Genomic DNA, 19602 nt, shown 5'->3' with positions numbered 1-19602 from the left:
CGGACACTCAACGACGCTGGGTCAGCGCGCGGCGCTCGAACTCGACGATGCGCTGGCGGTAATGCTCGATGGTCTGCGCGGTCAGCACGCTGCGCTGGTCATCCTTGAGCTCGCCATCGAGTTCATGCGCCAGCTTGCGGGCCGCAGCGACCATGACATCGAAGGCCTGCTTGGGATGACGCGGGCCTGGCAAACCGAGGAAGAAGCTCACGGCACGGGTGCTGAAGTGGTCGATATCGTCCAGGTCGAACACGCCAGGCTTGACCGCGTTGGCCATGGAGAACCAGACCTCACCGTTGCCGGCCATGCTTTCGTGACGGTGGAAAATGTCCATTTCACCGAAACGCAGTCCGCTCTCGAGGATGTTCTGCAACAACGCAGGGCCTCTGAAACCGCCTTCGTCGCGGGAAATGACGCTAATGACCAGCACTTCTTCCAGCGGTACCTGATCCTTGTCTTCGACAGCAGCAGTGGACGCCGAGGTGCGTGCCGCCAGCTTGTCGTCGGCCACCTCATCGTCACGGGCCGAGAACAGGCCGGGACCGTCGTCGTTCAGGTCCAGATTGCCCGATGCCGGTTCGTCCTTGCGCTTTTTGCTGGTGTCGTTGTAACGACGCCGCGGCTCGCGGGCCTCGCCACTGACCGAAGGCAGGTCGTGCTCGTCAAGCTGCGGCTCTTTCTGGTTGTCCAGTACGCGCGAAGGTCCGAGCAGGTCGGCAGACGGTGTGTCGTCTTCGTCCGCGACGCTGGAATGACTGCGGTCGAGCCTGAATTTCAGTTTTCCCTTGCCACCGCGCATGCGGCGCCAGCCGTCAAAGAGAATACCGGCGATGACAATGATGCCGATGACGATCAGCCACTCGCGCAGACCGATTTCCATGTAATCCCGTGCCTCTAATGAGAAATTCTGTAAACAAGGGCCTGAAAAGGGCACCTCTGAAAACTACCTGCGTTGCCTGCGTTTTCAGAGGTGCCCTAAACCCCTTTAATTCGTGATGCCAAGTCTATGTTCTAACTGGCATTTTGCCCACGATATAGATAAAAAAGTGGTCATTAAACTAGCACGACCTCAGGCAACTTAACACCGTCTATTCCACCTGTTAGTCAAGAATCGATACATACCGCACAACCGGTAGCACAAAACACCTCGCCGACCCGCCGAACAGGCCTTTATCAGGCCTCGACCATGGCCAGGGCCTCTTCCACATCGACCGCCACCAGCCGTGAACAACCCGGCTCGTGCATGGTCACGCCCATCAGTTGATCGGCCATTTCCATGGCGATCTTGTTGTGGGTGATGTAGATGAACTGCACCGTGGCAGACATTTCCTTCACCAGCCGTGCATAGCGCCCCACGTTGGCGTCATCCAGCGGTGCATCGACCTCGTCGAGCATGCAGAACGGCGCCGGGTTGAGCTTGAAAATCGCAAAAACCAGAGCCAGTGCGGTCAGGGCTTTTTCGCCGCCGGACAGCAAATGGATGGTGCTGTTCTTCTTGCCAGGAGGACGCGCCATGATTGTCACTCCTGTATCGAGTAAATCTTCGCCCGTCAGTTCCAAATAAGCTGAGCCACCACCGAAAACTTTTGGAAAAAGTGCCTGAATGCCGCTGTTGATCTGATCGAAGGTGTCCTTGAAGCGGTTACGGGTTTCCTTGTCGATCTTGCGAATCACGTTTTCCAGCGTGTCCAGGGCTTCGACCAGATCGGCATCCTGCGCATCAAGGTAGCGTTTGCGCTCGGACTGTTGCTGATATTCGTCGATGGCCGCCAGGTTGATCGCCCCGAGGCGCTGGATGCGCGCGCCGATATTTTCCAGCTCCTGCTCGGCATGACTTTCGTTGAGGTCGGCGTCCAGCGTGGCGATGACGCCGGCCAGATCGTAGCCGTCCTCATGCAACTGCTCTTCGAGGGTCTTGCGTCGCACCGTCAGTGTTTGCCAGTCCAGACGCTGCTGCTCCAGCTGCCCGCGCAGCATGTGCGACTGTTGCTCGGCCTGGGTGCGGCGCTTCTCGACATCGCGCAGTTCGCGGTCGGCGTCTTCGAGTGCATTTTTGGCAATGCGCATTTCGTCGTCGACGGCCATGCGCCGTTCCAGCAGTTCTTCAAGCTTGAGGCGCAGCTCTTCCAGCGGTGCGGCGCCCTCTTCCAGGTTAAGGCTCAGTTGTTCGCGGCGCTCATTGAGCCGCTCGGACTGCATGCGCAAGCGCTCCAGCGCCTGGTGCGTCGAATCGTGCTGGGCCTTGAGCGACCCCAGGCGCACGGCCAGTTGATGGCTGCGATCCTTGTGCTGGCGGGCTTCCTGGCGCACTCGGTCAAGCCGCTCGCGCAAGCTGTCACGCAGGCCCTGCAGGACCTCGCGCTGCTCGGTGTCGAGCGCCATGGCGTCCAGTGCTTCTTGCAACTGCAGGCGCGACTCACCAAGGTTTTCGTGCTCCAGCGCGCGCTGCTCGCCCAATTCGGCCAGCTCTTCTTCAAGCCGCGCGCGGCGCAGGGTCAATTGCTCGGCCTTGGCTTTGGAGGCCGACAGGCGCGCCTTCAGTTCACCCTGCTGGCGGTGCTCGTCCTGCAACTGGCGACGCAGCGTTTCCCGGGTTTCTTCTTGCTGCGCCTGCTGCTCACGTACCGTTTGCAAGCGTTCCTGCAGACTGGCCAGCGTGGCCTCAAGCTCATCGCGCTCCAGGCCCAGGCGCTGGATTTCCTGGCCGCGCGCCAGTACCCCGCTTTGCGCCTCGCTGGCCCGCCGCACCCGCAGAAAATCGCGGCCGACCCAATAACCGTCGCGGCTGATCAGGCTTTGTCCGGTTTGCAGCGTGGGGCGCCGGCCCAGGGCCTCATCAAGGTCCTCGACGGGCAACACCTGACCCAGCCAGCCCGACAGGTCGACACGGCTGTCGACCTTGTCCAGCAAGCTGCCCGGCAGGCTCGATCCACCAAGCCCTGATCCACCAAGGCCCGATTCACCAAGAGCGGATCCACCAAAACCCAAGCCGCCCAGGCCTGGGCTGACCAGGCGCAAATCGCCCTGGCTAAAACCCGCCAGATCAAGGCCTGCCAGATCATCGACCAGCACCGCCTGCAAATCGGCGCCCAGTACGGTCTCGACCGCCAACTCCCAACCGGCCTCGACGTTCAGGCCTTCGGCCAGTCGCGGGCGTTCGCTCAAGTGCTGGTCGCGTAGCCACTCGGCGGTGCCGGTGTCCGGGTCCAGCGCCGCCTGCTGCAAGGCTTCAAGCGAAGCCAGGCGACCCTGCAAGCGCTGCAAGTCGCCTTGCGCCTGCTGTTGATCCTGAGTCGCGTGCTGCAAGGTTTCGCGCAGTTGCTCCAGCCGCTCGACGGCGTGCTCCTCGCTCAGTTGCAGGTCTTCAAGGGTCAGCTCGCGGATCGCCAGCTCTTCTTCAAGGCTCTGGATCGCGGCATCTTCGGGGTCGGCGGCGAGCAGTTGCAGCTCTTCGCCCAGCCGCCGCTGACGCTCGGCAATGCGCTCCAGCGTTTGCTCAAGCTGCTGGATGCGCGACTGCTGCACCTGCGCCTGACGCTGCGGTTCGGCCGATTGCTGGTTGAATTTGTCCCATTGCTCCTGCCAGCCGTGCATGGTGCTTTCGGCGTCTTCAAGGGCCATGGCCGACTCTTCGGCAGCGGCGGCGGTGATTTCCTGCTCGGGCTCGAGCATTTCGAGCTCTTCGCTCAGGGTCGCCAGCAAGGTGCTGTCATGCCCCAGGTGCGACTCGGTTTCCTGGCGCGCCTGTTCGGCTTCGCGCAGGTCGTCCTGCAACTGGCGCAGACGCTGCTGGCCGTGCTGAATGCTTTGTTCGACGCGGGCAATGTCGCCGCCCACCGAATAAAACCGACCCTGAACCAGATTGAAGCGCTCCGACAGGTCGTGATGACCGTCGCGCAGCCGCTCGATGCCGGCATCGGCATTGCGCTGTTCGGCCACCAGCGCCTCGAAGCCAACCTCCTGATCGCCGATCACCGCCTCACGCTGGCGCACCTGCTCGTTCAGCGCCTGCCAGCGCAGCGCTGACAATTGCGCTTTGAGCTGGCGTTCTTCGATCTTGTACTGCTGGTATTTCTCGGCCGCCTGGGCCTGGCGATGCAGGCGTTCAAGCTGGCGCTCAAGCTCTTCGCGCAGATCGCTCAGGCGCGCCAGGTTTTCCTGGGTACGACGGATACGGCTTTCGGTTTCCCGGCGCCGCTCCTTGTACTTGGAGATGCCGGCGGCTTCTTCGATGAAATTGCGCAGCTCTTCAGGCTTGGCTTCGATCAGCTTGGAGATCATGCCCTGCTCGATGATCGAGTAGCTGCGCGGCCCCAGGCCGGTGCCGAGGAAGATATCGGTGATGTCCTTGCGCCGGCATTTGGTGCCGTTAAGGAAATAGGTGTTCTGGCTGTCGCGGGTCACCTTGCGGCGAATGGAGATTTCCGCGTAGGCGGCGTACTCGCCCACCAGCGTGCCGTCGGTGTTGTCGAACACCAGTTCGATGCTCGCCTGGCTGACCGGCTTGCGGCTGGTCGAGCCGTTGAAGATGACGTCGGTCATCGACTCGCCGCGCAGGTTCTTGGCCGAGCTTTCGCCCATTACCCAGCGCACCGCATCGATGATGTTGGACTTGCCGCAGCCATTGGGGCCGACCACCGCCGCCATGTTGCTGGGGAAGTTGACCGTGGTCGGGTCGACGAAGGACTTGAACCCCGCAAGCCGGATGCACTTGAGGCGCATGCGTTCAGTCCGCGGCGAGCGCTGCCAGCACCAGCTGGCAGTTGCGCTGGCCGTAGGCCTTGAGCACCGTACGGATGCGCGGCTGGTCGCGGTCGATCACCGCGTGCAACAGTTGCGCGAACAGCTCGAGAAAATCGCCCATCTCCGCCTTTCGCTGCTCCAGCGCTAGGTAATAGTTGCGGCTCATGGACGGTTGCAGGTTTTCGATGGTTTCTTGCAGGTACGGGTTATCGGCGAACGGGAACGCCGCACGCATCACACTGAAGCTGTCTTCGACGAAGGCCTGCACATCCTGGCGATCATGGCTGGCCTGCAAACGCTGCTGAATGGCCAGGAAGGGTTGCAGGTCGGCCTGCTCTTGCCAACGCTCGGACACTGCCAGTGCCAGCAGGATGTACAACTCACCCATCAGCGTGCACAAACTGGTCACGTGGTGCGCATTGAGCGCGGTGACCTGAGCGCCACGGCGCGGCAGGATCACCACCAGATGGCGGCGTTGCAGAATCAGCAAGGCTTCGCGCACCGAACCGCGGCTGACGTTCAATGACTGCGTGACTTTCTGCTCCTGGATGCGCTCACCAGGCTTGAGTTCGCCACGGATGATCCGCTCGGCCAGATGCTGGGCGATTTGCTCGGCTAGGCTGTCGGGAGCCTTGAACATCGTTTGATTCCTTAGCAAGCAACTTCAGACTCGATACAAGCGGCGCAGTGTATCTCAAGCGCCGGGGCATTGGCGCAAACTCTTGCAGCGCTTGTAACGCGCTGTTGCCGGGCCGTAAACGACTGTGCGCAGGCCTTTTGCGGGCCTGCGCACAGTATAGAACCTCAGCGATGATGGCAAAGAGCCGGTTCAGACAGTCTCGGCAACCGCCGCGCTGGCCGGTGCCGCTTTCTCTGGAGGCTTGATCGAGCCGATGTACACCGCAACGATGGTCAACAACGCCCCGCTGATTTGCACCAGCGAGCTTTCCTTGCCCAGCAGGGTGATGTCGATGAAGTAAGTGATCACCGGCTCCAGCAGCAGGATCAATCCCGCCAGCCCCAGGCTCAGCGCGCCGATCGAGCGGTTGACCAGCAACCAGCCGACAAACTGCACCAGCACCCCATAGACAATCAGCATCAGCAGGGTCTGGCCGTCGACGATGGCCAGGCTTTCATTGTTCAGCAGTGCATAGCCGAGCAACACCAGCGCCGCCCACAGGCTCAGGTTGAGCATCTGCGCAATCTTGTCGCCGCCACCGTCGGGCAACTGGGTGTTGACCTTCAGGAAGTACACGCAAATCGCATACGCCAGCCCCGACAACACGCCATACACCACGCCCTTGATACCCAGCGCGCTGCGCATTTCCGGCATCAGCAGCAGGTACAGGCCCACAAATGCCAGACAAATGGAGATCACAAAGTAGATAGACGGCTTTTCCTTCAACAGGTAAAGCCCCAACAGGGTCATGAAGAACACCTGGCAGTTGGTCAGAATCGAGCCGATGCCGGGACCGACGATATAAATGCTCTGGTGCCACAGCACCAGGTCGATGGCCAGAAACACCCCGGCCAGCGCGGTGTACATCTGAGCTTTCAGGTTTTTGAGCAATACCGGGGTCTTGCGCACCTTGAGCAGCAGGTAAAACAGGATCGAGGCGAACAGCATGCGGTAGAACCCTGCCCCGCCCGCGCCGATATTGGCGAAAGCGACCGCCAGGGCCGACAGGCTGAGCATCAGCCCGCCGATGGTCAGCTCGATGATTGCCCGATTGTTGTTAGTTGACATCAGCGACCTCCCGGACCGTACGCGACGTATCGAACTGGTTGCCCAGCACCTGCTGCATGGACTCGAAAATGCGTTGCAGACCCGATTGCAGGGTGTGGGTCTCAATGGTCAGCGCCGGCATCAGCTTGAGCACCTGATCTTCAGGCCCACAGCGCTCGATGATCAGATGACGCTCGAAACAGGCACGCATCACCACAGCCGCTCGCGATGCGTCGTGGAACTCGATGCCATAAAACAGCCCGCGCCCGCGCACAGCCTTGATATGCGCGGCAAAGCGTTCGGTCACACTGCCAAGCCAGGCCTGCAAGTGGGCTTCATTGGCCTTGATGTGCTCGACCAGCAGCTCATCGCTCCAGAACTCTTGCAGGGTGCGGGTGGCCGCGACAAACGCCAGGCTGTTACCACGAAAGGTGCCGTTGTCTTCACCGGGCCGCCATTGGTCCAGCTCCGGACGATGCAGCAGCAAGGCAAACGGCAAGGCATAGCCACTGAGCGATTTGGACAGGCAGACCATATCGGGGGTGATCCCGGAGGGCTCGAAGCTGAAGAACGTGCCGGTACGGCCGCAGCCGGCCTGGATATCGTCAACGATCAGCAAAATGTCGTGCTCGGCGGTCAATTGCCGCAGGCGGCGCAGCCATTCGGCCGACGCCGTGTTGATACCGCCCTCACCCTGCACGGTTTCCAGGATCACCGCCGCCGGCAGGTCCAGGCCTGAGCTGTTGTCGTTGAGCAAGCGCTCGAAATAGGCAATCGAATCCAGGCCCGGCAAATAGTTTTCATACGGCAGGCGAAACACATAAGGGTCGACACCCGGCTGGCGATTGTCGCGGCTGCCGGTCAGCCCCAGCGAGGTGCCGGACATGCCGTGAAAGCCATTGGTGAAGCTCACAACGTGTCGACGTCCGGTGACCTTGCGCGCCAGCTTGATCGCCGACTCGACCACGCTGGTGCCGGTCGGTGAGGTGAACTGCATCTTGTACGACAGTGCACGCGGTTCAAGAATGATTTTTTGAAAGGTCGAAATGAACGCTTGCTTGGCGCGGCTGTGCATGTCCAGCGCGCCCTGGATACCGTCGTTTTGCAGGTACTCGATGATTGCAGCCTTTACCACGGCCGGGTTGTGGCCGTAATTGACAGAACCTGCGCAACTTAGAAAGTCGATGTACGCCTGACCCTGAAGGTCATACAGGAAGCTGCCTTGGGCCCGGTCGAAAACCACCGGAAAGCTGCGACAGTAACTGCGCGCCTGAGACTCGAACTCGGCAAATAGACCGCGCTCATCCATTCCTGAAATATCCATCGGTTGCTTACTCATAAAAGGTCGGATTCGGTACTGCGTTTCAAGCGATCTTTTGCGCGACGGGCTCAAGCCCCAATTGCGCATTGAGCGAGGTGAAAATATCCCGGGCACGCAGCGACAGCAGGCTGAACGAGCCGGCATCGCCATAACCGTGGGACGACTCGCACAGGCCATTGAGGTAAAGCGCCGGCAGGCTGCACCCTTCACGGGCCGACAGTCGGTAATCGCGACCGATGCGGATCACCCCGTGCTCATCGCAGTCCAGGCACTCGGCCAGGTCCTTGAGCACGGCCGGGAAACGCTCGTCCTGCTCGCCGGTGCCCAGGTTGCGGAAACCGGTGGCCAGCACGATGGCGTCGAGGTTTTCGATCGCTTCGCTGTCCTGGCTGCGCGTGTCGAGCACGTTCAGCGTGTAGCCCTGTGCGGCAGGCGTGCAGCCGCGAATTTCACTCAGGCCCTTGATCACGACCCGTTCCTTGCCCTTCAGGCGGTCTTCATACATACCGACGTACAACTCGCCGATCACATCGGCATCGGCGGCCGAATAGTTGGTGTAGTGCAGGTGCCGATTGATGTTGCGCTTGGCTTCGGCGGAGCTGTAGTAGTACTGGTCGACAAAGTCCGGGAAATACACATGCTCGCTGAACTGGCTGGTGTCCTTGAGACGAAAGCCGTAGCCGCGCTGCACATTGATGATTTCCAGCTGCGGGTAGGTGTGACGCAGGTGCAGGATGATCTCGATGGCGCTCTGGCTGCCGCCGACCACCGCCACCCGCTTCAGCTCGCCCTGGCTGGACAGGTGCTGCAGACGCCCGAGGTATTGGGTCAAGTGGAACACCCGGTCCTCTGAGCAGCCGGCAAACACCTTGGGGATCACCGGCGTGCGCCCAGGCGCCAGGACCAGAGAGCGGGCATAAAACCTGTCGCCGGCCTGCGTGGTGATGCAATAGACCTGGCTGGCCGGGTCGGTGTGAATCGACGTCACCGTCTGGTTGTAGGCGACGTCCTCGGCAAAGAACCCGGCGACCCAACGCACGTACTCGGCAAACTCACTGCGCAGCGGAAATTCCAGGCCGAGGTTCAGGTGCTCGAACAGCCGATCGTTTTCAAACAGAAAGTTGGTGAAGGTGTAGCGGCTGCGCGGATTGCGCGGCGTCACCAGGTCCCGGCTCGGATGGTTCTGGATATCACTGCCGGCCAGGAGCATTTCCGGCTGCCACCGGGGACTGGAATGTCGCTCGAGAAACAACCGCGTCCCCGTGAATTGCAACTCTTCCAGCGCGATGGCCAATGCGATGTTGGCCGGGCCAAAACCGATACCGATCACATCGTAAATCTGTGCCTCACGTCCGGTTTGCCGGGCATTGACGGTATGAACGCTCATCCTTGCTTTCCTTTATTCCATTAAGCCTGCTGACTCGACAAGACGGAAAATCCCATGGTTTTCCGTCGTCGGATCGATTTCGAGGGGTTACGCTGCGCGGGTCAGACTTCCTGCGCGGCCAGCTTCAGCCATTGCTGCACCGGTGCATACGCCAACAGATTGTCGACATAACCCTGCAACGACTCGGGCACTTCAATGCCGTAGCGGCGGAAGCGAAACACCACCGGGGCAAACATCGCATCGACAATGCCGAAGGTGCCGCACAGAAACTGCTGCGAGTCGCTGCGCTCACGCAGTTGGGTCCAGATGGCGAAGATCCGCTGGATCTCTTCGCGAGTTTCGCTTGTCAGGGGCTCAGGGGTTTCGCCGGTTTGCAGGCCAAACGACATCTGCGTGCGCAGGTTGGTGAAGCCCGAGTGCATTTCGGCCGCCGCCGCACGGGCCAGCGCCTTGAGTTGCACGTCGTCGGGCCACAGGTGAGCGGCCGGATAAACGCTGGCAACGTATTCGCTGATGGCCAGGCTGTCGTTGATGACGATGTCATCGAGCACCAGTGCCGGCACTTTGCCGGAAGGCGAATGCGCCAGAATGCGCTGACGGGTATCGTTTTGCTCCAGTTTGATCTGGATGACGTCAAACGAAACATCGGCTGTTACCAACGCCAGCCATGCGCGAAACGACCATGAAGACTTGTTGAAATCCCCAATAACCAGTTTTGTAGACATTGAACGCTCCGCTGCGCGTGTGCTATGAAATGGGCGGTTACTGTATAAACCTTGCGTTCACTGGTATTGCACAAAACTGGACATTTCATGGAAGAGCTACAACACACTAAAGCCCCTGATACGGGTAAGGATTTCGTGCACTTCTGGCGCATTCCCGAAGGCGACTGTGAACTGTTATCCGCGCACTACAGCACCCAGTCGTTTGGCCGGCATTCGCATGATCGCTATGCGATAGGCGTTATCAGTGGCGGCGCCGAAAAACTGTTCTATCGCGGCAGTTACGCCCTCGGCGGCGCTGGCAGCGTAGTGACCATCAGCCCCGGCGAAATTCATGACGGCTTGCCCGGCAACGACCAGGGCTGGACATACCGGATGCTGTATATCGATCCGCAATGGGTCAGCCGCAGTGTGTTTCAGGGGCGTTTTTCCGAGGACCATATTCATCTGTTTCAAACGGCGATGAATCAAACCCCTCACATTGCCTCGCTGTTTTTACAGCACCATCAAATCATTCAACGCTCTCCTCCCAGCCTGGAACGGGAAACGTTATTGCTTGATCTGGTGGCAAACGTGTTTGAACGCAGCGGCGCGCCGGTCATGCGCACAGACGCTTGTGAACCGCACGCGGTAAAACGCATCAGAAAGAAACTTGAAGACGACTTCGACAAGGCCGTTTCTCTGGAGGAACTGGCACAGATGGTCAATCTCGATTCGCTGTATCTGATCCGGGTGTTTAAAAAGTGCGTGGGTGTGACGCCGCACAGTTATCAGATTCAGAAGCGCATTGCCCATATCCAGAAACTGCTGCGCCGTGGCGCCGGCCTGGCTGAGGCCTCGTTCGCTTGCGGTTTCTTCGATCAGAGCCATATGAGCCGGGCGTTCAAGAAAGTGGTGGGCATTACCCCCGGCAGCTTTCGCAGGCTATCGCATTGATCAACGCCACACGCGCGGCGCATCGCGCCGCCATCCTCTACAGCCTCAATGACCCCGCCGAGTGCGGCGTGCAGGCCAGCCATGCGTATTTCGCCGATGGCCTGCTGCTGGTCGAGGACGGACACATCAGCGCCGTCGGCCTGGACACCGATGTCGGCGCCGGCACCCGCTTTTCGATTCTGCAAACGCTCAATGAGGCCTACAAAGTGATGCAGTTGCAGGGCGCGCAACTGCACCCGTTCAAGGCGCTGTACCTGGCCACCCTGGGCGGCGCCCGCGCCTTGTGCCTGGACGACCGCATCGGCAGCCTGCAAGCCGGGCTCGAGGCAGATTTTGTGGTGCTCGACTACCACGCCACGCCACTGCTGAGCTACCGGCTGGCGCAGTCACGCACGATAGAAGAAACGCTGTTTGTGCTGATGACCCTGGGCGATGACCGCGTGGTCCGCCAGACCTGGTCGGCAGGGCAAAAGGTGCATGAACGCGATGCATCACCCATCGCCGATAAAATGCATTAATAACAATAAAGCTTAAACGTTTAATGCATTTTTAAAATATTAGCTTAGACCCAAAACGAATTTCCCTTCGATCAGAATTGCCAATAGTCTTATAAGCATTGGTTAGGCCACTGCGCCTTTCTTATAAGCAAAACCCTACCGTACACACGACTGGCAGCGATCGAAGGAGCGTCACATGAGCGTCGAAATCATCGGCATGATTACCGCCACCCCCAGTGCCGAGGTGGACCAGCCACTGGGCGACGCCGTGGATGCCGACTTCGTTCGGCGCTTCGCCCAGGCCCATGAGCAGGCCGGCTTCGACAAGGCACTGGTCGGTTACTTTTCCAACGGCGCCGAGGGCGCGGTGGTCAGCTCGTTCATTGCCGCCGCCACCGAACGCCTGGGCATTCTGCTGGCTTACCGGCCCGGCGTGATCGCCCCGCCACTGGCCGCCCGGCAACTGGCGACTCTGGATCAGTTCAGCAACGGGCGCCTGTCGCTCAATGTCATCAGCGGCGGCAACGATATCGATCAGCAGCGCGATGGCGACTGGCTCGATCACGACCAGCGTTATGCGCGCACCGACGAATATATTCAGGCACTCAAGGCCATCTGGACCGCCGAAGGCCCGGTCGACCACGAAGGGCGCTTCTATCACTTCAAAGGTGCGCTGCCCAACGTGCGACCCAGACAGAAACCGCACATCCCCATCTATTTCAGCGGCTCATCGCCGGCCGCACTCGATGTGGCGGCGCGGCATGCCGACACCTATATGCTTTGGGGCGAGCCGCTGGCCGACTTTGCCGAACATGTGCAGCATCTGCGCAAGGCCGCTCAGGCCCAGTCCCACACTCAGCGCCGCAGCCCGCGCGTTTCGGTGTCATTCCGGCCTATTGTCGCCGACACCGAAGAGGCCGCCTGGAAGCGCGCCGCCGAGATCCTCGAACGCATCCGTGACAACCGCGAGCGCTTCGGCCTGCCGCTGCACGGCCACGCACCGGGCAATACCGGCTCGCAACGTCTGCTCGCCGCTGCCCAGCGTGGCGAAGTGCTGGATGAACGCTTGTGGACCGGCGTCGCCCGCCTGACCGGCGCGCAGTGGAATTCCACCGCCCTGGTCGGCACCCCCGAACAGGTCGCGACCGCTCTGGGCCGCTATTGGGAACACGGCGCCAGCACCTTTCTGATTCGTGGCTTCGACCCGCTGGACGATGCCCAACTGTATGGCCGGGGCCTGATCCCGGCGATCCGCGAACACATTGCCCGCCTGCAAACCCGCAAGGCCGGCTGACCTGGAGAAGTCCCCATGAACCTGCTTCGTCTGCTGCGCCGCAGCCTGGTCGCGCTGGCCATTGCTGCACCCGTTACCGCCCTGCATGCCGCTGAACCCACCGTACTGCGCGTCGGCGACCAGAACTACTACAACGTGCGCGCCTCGGTCGAGGCCTCCGGCGTGCTCAAGGACGCGCCTTACACCGTCGACTGGAAACACTTCCAGTCGGCAGCGCCGGTGGCCGAGGGGCTGGAAGTCGGCGCGCTGGACCTGGGCTTTCTCGGCGACTCGGGCTTTATCTTCCTGGCCGCCAAGGGCGCACAGGTGAAACTGATCGGCGTGTCGCGGCAGAACCCGGACACCATCGCCCTGCTGGTGCCCAAGGACTCGACCGCCAAGACCATTCAGGACCTCAAGGGTAAAAAGGTCGCCTACTGGCCCGGCGCCTGGAGCCAGCAACTGACCCTGCGCGCACTGGACAAGGCCGGCCTGCCGCACGACTACGTCGAGTTCGTCAAACTGATGCCGATCGATGCCGCCGCTGCCTTTCCGCGTGGCAGCATCGACGCCTTTCCGGTGTGGGAACCGTACATCTCCCAGCAAGTGGTGTTCTCCGGCGCCAAGCCGATCATCACCGCCCGCGACCTGATGCCGGGGCTGTCGAGCATCGCCGCCAACGCCAACGCCATCGACCCCAAGCGTGAAGCCATCGCCGATTTCCTCGGCCGCCTGCAAAAAGCCCGTGCCTGGGTTGAAGCCAACAAGGAAACCTACGCCGATATATGGGCGAAAAAAGCCAACCTCGACCCTGCCGTCTCGCGCCACTGGATCGGCCAGGCCAACATGACCGTCGGCCCGGTGGATGAACAGGCGGCCAGGGATTACCAGGGCACCGCCGACTTCCTCCAGCAAACCGGCGCCCTGCCCAAGGCGTTCGACACCAGCACCATCATCGACACCTCGTTCAGCCAGGCTTTCAGCCATTAAGCGCGGCGATGCGCATGCACCGAGTTGGTGCCGCTGCTTGCGGCCAGACCTGACAAGGCGCACAACGGTAGGACTGGTCTGACCAGACATCAACAAAACAAAACCCCTTGAGCCCCGTAATACGGGGCTTGAGTGTTTAGTCCTTCATGGCAGGCAAACAAATTGCATAGGAAATACCATCCTATTCAGACGCCCCTTTGCACAAGGCCACTGCCCATGAAAGTCCACGCTGCCCCGTTCGAGAAATACGTCAACCTCGCCGATGCCCGCCTCGGCACGCGCATTCTGTCGGTCACCGATGACTGGTTCGCCGACGCCAACCGCCTGTTCCAGCCACACCCGGCGGTGTGGAAAGAAGGCGTGTTCGACGACAACGGCAAGTGGATGGACGGCTGGGAGTCGCGCCGCAAACGCTTCGAGGGTTACGACAGTGCGGTCATTCGCCTGGGCGTGGCCGGGGTGATCAAAGGCGTCGACATCGACACCTCGTACTTCACCGGCAACTACCCGCCTTCCGCCTCGCTGGAAGCCTGCTTCCTGGCCGAAGGCGACCCCGACGAAAGCACCGAATGGTTCGAGCTGCTGCCCTCGGTCGAGCTGCAAGGCAACAGCCACCACTACCACGCCATCGACGCCAGCCAACCGTTCAGCCATCTGCGCTTCAACATCTACCCCGACGGCGGCGTGGCCCGCCTGCGCGTGCATGGCATTCCTTACCGCGACTGGTCGACGGTCAGCGCCGAGCAAACCCTTGACCTGGCCTCGGCCCTGAACGGCGGCCGCTCGATTGCCTGCTCGGATGAGCACTACGGCAGCATGGGCAACCTGCTCAACCCAGGTCGCGGCGTCAACATGGGCGACGGCTGGGAAACCGCCCGCCGCCGTACGCCCGGCAATGACTGGGTCATCGTCGCGCTGGGGCATCCGGGCGTTATCGAGCAAGTGATCGTCGACACCCTGCACTTCAAAGGCAATTACCCCGACAGCTGCTCGATCCAGGGCGCCTTCGTCAAAGGCGGCACCGACAGCCAGATCGAAACCCAGAGCCTGTTCTGGCGCGAACTGCTGCCCAGCCAAAAGCTGAGCATGCACGCCGAGCACACATTCAACGAGCAGATCAAGGATTTGGGCCCGATCACCCATGTGCGCCTGAACATCTTCCCGGACGGCGGCGTGAGCCGGCTGCGGTTGCTGGGTAAAGCCAGCGTTCGCTAAAGGCGTTCAGCAGACACCCTTTAATTGCCTGACTGATCGCATTCGCAGGAGTGAGCGTAGAGCTTGCGGATGCGTCAGAGCAGACGAAAGAAATATTTCAGCCACACCGCCCCCTTCGCGAGCTCTACGCTCGCTTCTGCGGGGGCCGTGTTCGCTGCACGACAGAAGCCACCATGCGCAGCCTGATCATCGAACCATTGACCAAACACGCCTTCGCCCCTTTCGGCGACGTGATCGAAACCGAAGGCAGCGCGCACTTTGCGATCAACAACGGCTCGACCCAGCGTTACCACCGCCTGGCCGAGGTGCAAACCGCGACGCCCGACGACCAGGCGATCATCAGCATCTTCCGCGCCCGGATGCTGGAGTGGCCGCTGACCATCGGCATGCTCGAACGCCACCCGCTGGGCAGCCAGGCGTTTATCCCGTTGCTGGGCAATCGTTTTCTGATTGTGGTGGCGCCTGCGGGGGATGAACCGGATCCTGCGTTGATTCGCGCGTTCGTGACCGATGGCAAACAAGGCATCAACTACCATCGCGGCGTCTGGCACCACCCGGTGCTGAGCCTGCAGGCGCAGGATGATTTTCTGGTGGTGGATCGCAGTGGTGAGGGGAATAACTGCGATGAGCACTTTTTTAGCGAGGAGCAGTGGCAGTTGCTGGACCCGGAGCAGCACCTGCCACGTTGACTGTTTCTGGCGCAATCAGACGATGCTGTCGACCACGCCGCCATCGACCCGCAACGCGGCGCCGGTGGTGGCCGAGGCTTGTGCCGAGCTGACATAGATGATCATGTTGGCCACCTCTTCGACGCTGGCCGCGCGCTGGATGATCGATGAGGCGCGATGGGCGTTGACGAAGTCGGCGGCCACCTTTTCCAGGCTTTCGCCACTGCGCTCGACCTCAGGCTGCAGCATTTCGGCCACGCCTTCGGACAATGTCGGACCCGGCAATACCGAATTGACGGTCACGCCGGTGCCTGCCAGGCGCTTGGCCAGGCCGCGCGCGATGGCCAGTTGCGCGGTTTTGGAGAAGCCGTAATGGATCATGTCCGAGGGGATATTCAGCGCCGACTCGGATGAGACAAACACGATGCGTCCCCAGCCACGTTCAACCATGCCCTGTGCATAGGCACGCGACAGGCGCACGCCAGACAGCACGTTGGTGTCGAAGAAGCGTTGCCACTCGCTGTCGGGGGTGTCGAAGAAGTCCTGCGGCTGATAAATGCCCAGGTTATTGATCAGGATGTCGACGTGCGGATGTTGCTCGATCAGTTGCTGCGCCGCCGATTCGCTGGCCAGGTCGCCGGCAAAGCCGATGGCGTTGGCCGCCAGCGGTCCCAGGCGTTCAAGGGCACTTTTCACCGAGGCGTCGCTGCGACCGTTGATGATCACGGTCGCGCCCGCGTCGAGAAATCCTTTGGCCACCGCCAGGCCAATGCCATTGGTGGAGCCACTGACCAGTACTTTGCGGCCGTTGAAGTCGATGTTCATGGTGAGACCTCCATAATCGGGTTGATTGAGCCTACTCTGCAGTATTTTCAAATGGCGGATAATCCACGCATTGCGAATATCACTTTTCGATTTTGTCGAATAATATCCAGCCCTTTAAGGCGAGAACTCCGTGGACACACTCGATGCCTTGCGCCTGTTCGTGAGCATTGCCGAAACCGGTAGCCTGAGCGCCGCCGCCCGACGCCAGGCGGTGGCCACCTCGACGGTGACGCTGGCCCTGCAACAGCTGGAAGAACGCGCCGCCACCCGTTTGATCAACCGATCGACACGAAAGTTGACCTTTACGCATGAGGGTGAACGTTTTCTGGTCGATGCCCGGCGCCTGCTGGCCGACTGGGAAGGCTCGATCGACAGCATTCGTCAGGACGGTCCACTCAAGGGCCCGATACGCATGACCGCCACGCGCGATTTCGGGCGCCTGAAGCTGGTGCAACTGCTCGACCGCTTCATGCACTTGCACCCGGATATTCAGATCAGCCTGCACCTTGAAGACGGCGTGTTCGATTTGATCGAAAACAATCTCGACCTGGCGTTGCGCAATGGCCCGCTGGCCGATTCAGCGCTGAGGTCGCGCCTGTTGATCCGCAGCCAGCGCATCGTGTGTGCCACCGCGCAGTACTGGCGAACCCACGGCAAGCCCGAGCATCCCGAGCAATTGAGCCGGCACAATTGCCTGGTGCTGCAACGGCCGGACGTGCCCTTCTCGACCTGGCCCTTCATTGTCGACGGCAAGCCGGTGGCGATCCGTGTCGCCGGCAATCGGGTGGCCAATGACGGCGCGGTGCTGCGCCATTGGGCGCTGCAGGGCCATGGGGTGATGATCAAGAACTGCTGGGAGGTGCGCGAAGAGCTGGACAGCGGCCTGCTGGAAACCGCGCTGGATGCGTACATGCCACGGCATGTGGACCTGTATGCCGTGACCGCAGGTGGCGCGCCGAACCGCAGGGTATCGGCGCTGGTGGATTTTCTGGTGCGCGAGCTGGATGCCGTCAAGAACGGCCAGGCTTAGAAGTCGACCGTGCCGGAGAACTTCACCAAGCGTGGCTCGCCCTGGGTCAGGTAACCGCCGTTGGCCGAGGCCCAGTAGTTCTTGTCAGTGATGTTTTCGACGTTCACGCGCAGGGTCAGGTCCTTGTACGCACGGAATTTGTAGCGGGCGCCCGCATCGAAGCGGTTCCAGGTCGGCAGGCTGAGGTTATTCGCCTGGTCGGCGAACTGGCCGCCGGTGCGCAGCATGCGGCCATTGAGCGCCAGGCCTTCGACGCCCGGCACATCCCAATCGACGCTGGCGTTGAGCTGGAAGGTCGGCACGCCGATGGCGTGGTTGCCATCGTTGATACCGCCGGCCGTACCGTTCAGTTCGGAAGTCATGCGCGTGCCGCCAGCCATCAGGCGCAGGCCTTCGACCGGCTCGCCGAACACGCTCAACTCGACGCCTTTATTGACCTGCTCGCCGTCGCGCACATACAGCGCTTGCGCCGAATCGACGTAACCGTCGGTGGGTTTTTCGATGCGATACACGCCCAGGTTGGCGCCGAAGCTTTGCAGGTCCAGCTTGATACCGGCTTCAAGCTGCTTGGTGCGGCCCGGCGGGAAGGCCTGGCCCAGGTTGGTCACGGTGCCCGATGCCACCGGGCCTTTGGCCAGGCCTTCGATGCGGTTGGCGTACAGCGAAACGGTCTCGATCGGTTTATAGACAATGCCGTACACCGGCGTGGTGATCGACTGGTCGTAGAGCGAGGTGCGGCTGCCGTCGGCGACAGGACCGTCGTAGCTGTAGTTCTCGACGCGCAATTGCTGGCGGCGCAGGCCGTAGGTCAGCAACAACGTGTCGTCGAACAGGCCCACGGTGTCGGAAATCGCCAGGCTGCGGTTACGGGTTTTGCCGGTTACACCGGGATCGCCCATTTCGCCGCCAGCAAACCAGACGGTGGAAGGCTTGGGCAGGCTGACCTTGTTGTAGATATTGGTGTTACCGGCCGTGGGAACGTAAAACACATAGGCGTTCTCTTGCTCGGTCCAGATCGTCGAGGCGCCGATTGCGATCTGATGGCTGACCGGGCCGGTCTGCAGGCGGCCATTGAGACCGGCGCTGAAGGTGGTGTTGTCTTCGTTGTGCGGAATTTCCGAGCCGCCGATGGTCGCGCTGCCGCTATTGCCCACCAGGGCCGGCGTGCCGTAAATGCCGGTTTCACGGGTGTGCTTGACGCCGCCGGCCAGGTACGCGGTCCAGTTTTCGCTCAGGTCCCAGTCGCCGCGCATCATGCCGAAGGTGTCTTCGGTCTCGGTGTACGACCAGCTCTGGCCATAGTTATGGCTGGCATCGGGCGCGGTCGGAATCTGGGTGGCGCTGCCAAGCTGCACGGTGTTGCGCAAATGGTTGATGCGTTGCTTCTGGTAGCCGAAGTCGGTGGAGGCGCGGAAGCCCTCGCCGCGATAGTCCAGCCCGGCGACGAACAGCTTGGTGCGTTGATCCTGGTCGTCGATGGCGGTTTCGCCTTCGCGCTGGCTGAGGTTGACCCGTGCGCCGAAGCGGTTGTCTTCACCGAAACGCTGGCCCAGGTCCAGGTGCTCGCCAATCCGGCCATCGGTGCTGATGTCCTGGGTGTAGCGGCGCGTCGGGGTATCGCCAGCGCGCTTGGGTTGCAGGTTGACGCCACCGCCCAGGCCGCTGCCGGTCGGGCTGACACCATTGATGAAAGCGTTCGGTCCCTTGAACACTTCAACGCGCTCGACCGCATCGGTGGACAGGATCTGCCGTGGCAGCACGCCATACAGGCCGTTATAGGAAATGTCGTCACCACTCAGCGGCAGGCCGCGAATGACAAACACCTGCGACTGGTTGCCGAAACCGAACGACTGACGCACCGACGGATCATTGAGCAGCACATCGCCGACGTCCTCGGCCTGCTGGTCTTCGATCAGTTTTGCGGTGTAGCTGGTCATGGTGAACGGGACGTTCATGTTGTCCTGATTGCCCAGCACGCCCATTTGCCCGCCACGCGCGACCTGACCGCCGGCAAAGGCTTCAGGCAGGGTATTGGAATTGGCTTTGACGGCGCTGGCGTTGACGTCGGTAGCGCCCAGTTCGACAACCTGATCGGCGGCGTGGGCCATGAGGCTGGCAGAACAGCACAGAGCAAGCAGGGTTGGGCGTGACGGGAAAGAGAAGGCCATGGAGCGATGTACCTGGGCAAGAGTGGTGAGCGCCTTCCTGGCAATGCGGACTCTTCTCAAAAGTGAAAGTCTGATAAGCGCTTTTGAGAAGCGTTCCTATC

The 19602-nt window shown here is 61.2% G+C and carries 16 protein-coding genes; 7 read left to right on the top strand and 9 right to left on the bottom strand.

Features of this window, described 5'->3' with window-relative positions; genetic code table 11:
- Nucleotides 1-7: 7 nt before the first annotated feature.
- The 7 genes from zipA to ACYAS9_RS23440 form a co-directional block, all read right to left on the bottom strand.
- Nucleotides 8-880 carry a cell division protein ZipA gene (gene zipA, locus ACYAS9_RS23470; RefSeq protein ID WP_463570743.1) on the bottom strand — a complete coding sequence of 291 codons (873 nt, stop codon included), beginning with the start codon at nt 878-880 and terminating at the stop codon, nt 8-10.
- A 293-nt stretch (nt 881-1173) separates the two neighbouring features.
- Complete coding sequence (gene smc, locus ACYAS9_RS23465; RefSeq protein ID WP_463570742.1) at nt 1174-4722, bottom strand: chromosome segregation protein SMC; 3549 nt, start codon at nt 4720-4722, stop codon at nt 1174-1176.
- A 4-nt stretch (nt 4723-4726) separates the two neighbouring features.
- Nucleotides 4727-5383: a GntR family transcriptional regulator gene (locus ACYAS9_RS23460; RefSeq protein ID WP_463570741.1), complete on the bottom strand. Its 657-nt coding sequence runs from the start codon at nt 5381-5383 to the stop codon at nt 4727-4729.
- A 189-nt stretch (nt 5384-5572) separates the two neighbouring features.
- Nucleotides 5573-6490: a DMT family transporter gene (locus ACYAS9_RS23455; protein WP_463570740.1), complete on the bottom strand. Its 918-nt coding sequence runs from the start codon at nt 6488-6490 to the stop codon at nt 5573-5575.
- Nucleotides 6480-7778, bottom strand: a complete 1299-nt coding sequence (gene ectB, locus ACYAS9_RS23450) for a diaminobutyrate--2-oxoglutarate transaminase (protein ID WP_463570945.1) — start codon at nt 7776-7778, stop codon at nt 6480-6482. The genes ACYAS9_RS23455 and ectB overlap by 11 nt, the downstream gene beginning before the upstream one ends.
- A 55-nt stretch (nt 7779-7833) precedes the next feature.
- The gene (locus ACYAS9_RS23445; RefSeq protein WP_463570739.1) at nt 7834-9177 is read right to left on the bottom strand and encodes a SidA/IucD/PvdA family monooxygenase; all 1344 of its coding nucleotides are present in this window, start codon (nt 9175-9177) and stop codon (nt 7834-7836) included.
- A 101-nt stretch (nt 9178-9278) separates the two neighbouring features.
- The gene (locus ACYAS9_RS23440) at nt 9279-9902 is read right to left on the bottom strand and encodes a glutathione S-transferase family protein (protein WP_463570737.1); all 624 of its coding nucleotides are present in this window, start codon (nt 9900-9902) and stop codon (nt 9279-9281) included.
- Nucleotides 9903-9989: 87 nt separating this feature from the next.
- On the opposite strand from ACYAS9_RS23440, the gene ACYAS9_RS23435 reads away from it, so the two are divergent.
- From ACYAS9_RS23435 to ACYAS9_RS23410, 6 genes are all read left to right on the top strand, one after another.
- Complete coding sequence (locus ACYAS9_RS23435; RefSeq protein WP_463570735.1) at nt 9990-10835, top strand: AraC family transcriptional regulator; 846 nt, start codon at nt 9990-9992, stop codon at nt 10833-10835.
- Nucleotides 10745-11353 (top strand): amidohydrolase family protein, encoded by a 609-nt coding sequence (locus ACYAS9_RS23430; protein ID WP_463570733.1) that lies wholly within the window; start codon nt 10745-10747, stop codon nt 11351-11353. Before ACYAS9_RS23435 ends, ACYAS9_RS23430 begins: the two co-directional genes overlap by 91 nt.
- Before the next feature lie 196 nt (nt 11354-11549).
- Nucleotides 11550-12626, top strand: coding sequence for an LLM class flavin-dependent oxidoreductase (locus ACYAS9_RS23425; RefSeq protein ID WP_463570943.1), 1077 nt, complete (start codon nt 11550-11552; stop codon nt 12624-12626).
- A gap of 15 nt (nt 12627-12641) precedes the next feature.
- Entirely contained in the window at nt 12642-13595 is a 954-nt protein-coding gene (locus tag ACYAS9_RS23420; RefSeq protein WP_463570732.1) for an ABC transporter substrate-binding protein, read from the top strand.
- A gap of 216 nt (nt 13596-13811) precedes the next feature.
- Complete coding sequence (gene alc / locus ACYAS9_RS23415) at nt 13812-14810, top strand: allantoicase (RefSeq protein ID WP_463570731.1); 999 nt, start codon at nt 13812-13814, stop codon at nt 14808-14810.
- Between the two features lie 173 nt (nt 14811-14983).
- Nucleotides 14984-15499, top strand: coding sequence for an ureidoglycolate lyase (locus ACYAS9_RS23410; protein ID WP_463570729.1), 516 nt, complete (start codon nt 14984-14986; stop codon nt 15497-15499).
- Between the two features lie 15 nt (nt 15500-15514).
- Here ACYAS9_RS23410 and ACYAS9_RS23405 read toward each other — a convergent pair whose 3' ends face one another.
- Nucleotides 15515-16303 carry an SDR family NAD(P)-dependent oxidoreductase gene (locus ACYAS9_RS23405; protein ID WP_463570727.1) on the bottom strand — a complete coding sequence of 263 codons (789 nt, stop codon included), beginning with the start codon at nt 16301-16303 and terminating at the stop codon, nt 15515-15517.
- Between the two features lie 130 nt (nt 16304-16433).
- On the opposite strand from ACYAS9_RS23405, the gene ACYAS9_RS23400 reads away from it, so the two are divergent.
- Complete coding sequence (locus ACYAS9_RS23400; protein ID WP_463570726.1) at nt 16434-17333, top strand: LysR family transcriptional regulator; 900 nt, start codon at nt 16434-16436, stop codon at nt 17331-17333.
- Here ACYAS9_RS23400 and ACYAS9_RS23395 read toward each other — a convergent pair.
- Complete coding sequence (locus ACYAS9_RS23395; protein ID WP_463570724.1) at nt 17330-19501, bottom strand: TonB-dependent receptor; 2172 nt, start codon at nt 19499-19501, stop codon at nt 17330-17332. The two genes, ACYAS9_RS23400 and ACYAS9_RS23395, sit on opposite strands and share 4 nt — an antisense overlap.
- Between the last annotated feature and the right edge of the window lie 101 nt (nt 19502-19602).

It is taken from the genome of Pseudomonas sp. HP_08 (assembly GCF_055284095.1).
This window is presented reverse-complemented; position numbering and strand designations above follow the sequence as displayed.

Coding starts and splice junctions, on each gene's coding strand:
- alc (WP_463570731.1), top strand. CDS start 13,812: ATGAAAGTCCACGCTGCCCCGTTCGAGAAATACGTCAACCTCGCCGAT.
- ACYAS9_RS23460 (WP_463570741.1), bottom strand. CDS start 5,383: ATGTTCAAGGCTCCCGACAGCCTAGCCGAGCAAATCGCCCAGCATCTG.
- ACYAS9_RS23455 (WP_463570740.1), bottom strand. CDS start 6,490: ATGTCAACTAACAACAATCGGGCAATCATCGAGCTGACCATCGGCGGG.
- ACYAS9_RS23395 (WP_463570724.1), bottom strand. CDS start 19,501: ATGGCCTTCTCTTTCCCGTCACGCCCAACCCTGCTTGCTCTGTGCTGT.
- ACYAS9_RS23410 (WP_463570729.1), top strand. CDS start 14,984: ATGCGCAGCCTGATCATCGAACCATTGACCAAACACGCCTTCGCCCCT.
- ACYAS9_RS23425 (WP_463570943.1), top strand. CDS start 11,550: ATGATTACCGCCACCCCCAGTGCCGAGGTGGACCAGCCACTGGGCGAC.
- ACYAS9_RS23405 (WP_463570727.1), bottom strand. CDS start 16,303: ATGAACATCGACTTCAACGGCCGCAAAGTACTGGTCAGTGGCTCCACC.
- ACYAS9_RS23420 (WP_463570732.1), top strand. CDS start 12,642: ATGAACCTGCTTCGTCTGCTGCGCCGCAGCCTGGTCGCGCTGGCCATT.
- ACYAS9_RS23440 (WP_463570737.1), bottom strand. CDS start 9,902: ATGTCTACAAAACTGGTTATTGGGGATTTCAACAAGTCTTCATGGTCG.
- ectB (WP_463570945.1), bottom strand. CDS start 7,778: ATGGATGAGCGCGGTCTATTTGCCGAGTTCGAGTCTCAGGCGCGCAGT.
- ACYAS9_RS23435 (WP_463570735.1), top strand. CDS start 9,990: ATGGAAGAGCTACAACACACTAAAGCCCCTGATACGGGTAAGGATTTC.
- smc (WP_463570742.1), bottom strand. CDS start 4,722: ATGCGCCTCAAGTGCATCCGGCTTGCGGGGTTCAAGTCCTTCGTCGAC.
- ACYAS9_RS23445 (WP_463570739.1), bottom strand. CDS start 9,177: ATGAGCGTTCATACCGTCAATGCCCGGCAAACCGGACGTGAGGCACAG.
- zipA (WP_463570743.1), bottom strand. CDS start 880: ATGGAAATCGGTCTGCGCGAGTGGCTGATCGTCATCGGCATCATTGTC.